This is a genomic window from Flavobacterium sp., from assembly GCF_028712645.1.
Lineage (GTDB): Bacteria > Bacteroidota > Bacteroidia > Flavobacteriales > Flavobacteriaceae > Flavobacterium.
Genome location: NZ_JAQTPQ010000348.1, coordinates 1 through 2,972 on the forward strand (window position 1 = coordinate 1; position 2,972 = coordinate 2,972).

General features: G+C 37.3%; 2 protein-coding genes and 1 pseudogene. All 3 read left to right on the forward strand.

From position 1 onward, the window contains the following. Positions 1-1,222, forward strand: a 1,222-nt coding sequence (locus tag PHC28_RS17630; RefSeq protein WP_300103616.1) for an alpha/beta hydrolase-fold protein, incomplete at its 5' end; no start/stop codon positions are given. 37 nt (positions 1,223-1,259) lie between these two features. Beyond that, positions 1,260-2,054, forward strand: a complete 795-nt coding sequence (locus tag PHC28_RS17635) for an SGNH/GDSL hydrolase family protein (RefSeq protein WP_300103618.1) — start codon at positions 1,260-1,262, stop codon at positions 2,052-2,054. A gap of 569 nt (positions 2,055-2,623) precedes the next feature. After that, positions 2,624-2,972: pseudogene (locus PHC28_RS17640) on the forward strand (beta-galactosidase); the annotation flags it as partial.

Genomic DNA, 2,972 nt, shown 5'->3' on the forward strand with positions numbered 1-2,972 from the left:
ATTACTTATTTATCCAGTAATATCTATGGATTCGACTATTACTCATGCGGGTTCGCGAGAGAATTTGCTTGGAAAGCATCCTTTACCAGAAATGGTGAAACATTTTTCGAATGCGTTGCAAGTTACCGCCAAAACTCCTCCGGCATTTATGATCCACTCGATGGATGATGGTACAGTCCCTGTAGAAAACAGTATTGAATACGCCTTAGCTATGAAAAAAAATCATATTCCGTGCGAACTTCATCTTTATGAACGAGGTGGACATGGATTTGGATTGGGATTAGAATCGTGGCGCTCAAATAGTACCGAATCAACATGGACAGAAGCCTGCCGTAAATGGCTTGAAGTAAAGAAATATATAGGTAAAAAGGAAGCACCCAAAGTTGGTTTTGATGAACCAGTTAAGCTAGATCCTGACGACAAACCTGTATTCAATGACCCGCCAGTTGGTTTCAGAGATAAACGTGAGAATGTTGCTCATGGTATTATTACGATTGTTCAATATGACTCCAAAACACTAGGTACACGTCGTGAAATGCTGGTTTATACTCCTCCTGGTTATTCCCCTCATAAAAAGTATCCAGTAATCTATTTGCTACACGGACTTAATTCTGGAAATGGTCAATGGCCGTACTGGGTTCATGCTGATTATGTTATGGATAATCTTTTGGCAGATGGTAAAATCAAACCAATGATTATGGTTTTTCCTAATTGCAATACAAACATGACTATAGAAAATCCCAAACCAGATGAGCAAGAAGAAAGAAAAGGAGGATATAAAGGTTATGGCACATCTTTCGAAAATGATTTGCTCCACGACATCATTCCCTACATTGAGTCTCATTATTCAGTCTATACCGATCGCAAACATCGCACGCTTGCTGGGTTGTCTATGGGCGGTGGTCAATCCCTGAATATAGGACTTTCTCATATCAATACCTTCGCCTATGTCGGTGGATTCTCTTCGGCTCCAAATACCAATGAATTTGGTGGACTTTCTGATACTAAGCTTTTGCCTGATTTGGCGGAAGCTAAAAAGAAGCTTAAAGTGTTATGGCTTGCCTGTGGTAACAAGGATGGTCTGCTTAGTGTCAGCCAACGAGTTCACCAACACCTCAAAGAACAAGGGGTGCCACATATATGGAACGTGGATGGCAATGCTCACGATGATACGGAGTGGGCCAATAATTTGTACCTTTTTGTTCAGCATATTTTCAAATAAAGGTAAGGGAGATTTTTAGCATCAAAAACAAAATAGAATGACAACAAAAGATTCTTCAAGAAGAGATTTTATTAAACTTATGTCGGTAGCGGGCTTGGTGGCAATAGGATTGCCAACCGCCTGTTCAAATGCAAAAGCAGCAATTGCAAAACCAGAAAAAGAGAACTTGGTATTCCTGTTTCAAGGCGATTCGATAACCGATGGCAATCGGGGTAGAAGTGAAGACCCAAATCATATTTTGGGACACGGTTATTGTTTTTCTGTTTCCAGCAGAATTGGTGCCGATTTTCCACAGTACGGTTATAAATTTATCAACCGGGGAATAGGAGGGAACACACTTAGCGATCTTGAAAAAAGATGGCAATCCGATACCTTGGATTTGAAACCCGACGTATTAAGTTTGTTGATTGGCATAAATGACGTGAATGCCTTGGTAGATAGTAGAGAAAACGCAGTAGATGCAAAAACTTTTGAAAGTACTTACCGTAAATTGCTGACTTCATGTGTCGAACAAAATCCAAATCTTTTGATAGTATTGGGGTTACCTTTCTTTTTTGCTTCCGGATGGCGTAAAGATCAGTACCAAAAGTGGCATCCGTTGACTGTAGAAAGAGCTGCTATTGTAAGACGGATTGCCGCCGATTTTAATGCCGTTTTGATTGATTATCCCATGGTTTTTGAAGAAGCACAACAACGAGCTCCAATTGATTATTGGATTTGGGACGGTGTGCATCCAACTGCATTTGGTCATGAATTGATGGCTCGTGAATGGATTAAACAAGTAAGTAACCGATTGGAATTCCTGAAGTTTTATGATGAATATGATAAATAGAAATATTCTGAATTTAAGAAAAAATAGTAATATTCACATATTTTTGAGAAACTGCTTAGTCTAAATTTCTCTAGTATTTTGGTTTATTCTTTAGATGATGGAGGCCTCCAGTATAAAATAGTATTGGCTTACTTATTGATTCTGAAAAAAAATAAAATTCCCTGTGAACTTCATATTTATGAATATGGACATAGACAATCAAAAGATACCGAATCTACTTGGCCAATGGAGTGTTCTTAAACAGCTTGAAGCAAGAGTGCTATTAACTACAAAATAAATTGGTTAATATGTAGGTTGCCATAAATAAAATATACAAGTCGCTTGTTGGTATGAAAACTGAAATAGTATTTTTTTCGAAACCAGAAAGAAGAGAAGAAGTGGGGCGAATTTAAGAGTAAAAAATAAATAAATGCACGATTGTGATACCAGATTGGATACATCTGAACAGGGTTTTTATAATAGCAATAAATAGATTTGTTGGCTTGTTTTTTTTAAATCAAAAAAAAATATAGTAAAAAAATAGTAATCTATCATTTATTTTTAAAAATCACAAAAAAAGTTGTACATCAATGAACATAAAAATAGTATATATTCCAGCTTTCATTTTATTCTTCTCTTTTTCTTCTTTGTTTGCACAGCAGCACGACTGGGAGAACGAGCAGGTAATAGGTATAAACAAGGAACCAGCCCATAGCGTTTACACTCCTTATGCAACCATAAATCAGGTGCTGACCGATTATGCCAACGAATCTCCGTATTATCAGAGTTTAAACGGATCTTGGAAATTTACCCGGGTAAAATCACCAGATATGCGTCCGGTTGATTTCTACAAAACTGATTTTAATGTCAATTACTGGGATAATATTGAAGTGCCGTCAAATTGGCAAATGAAAGGGTACGGCAAACCCATTTATACAA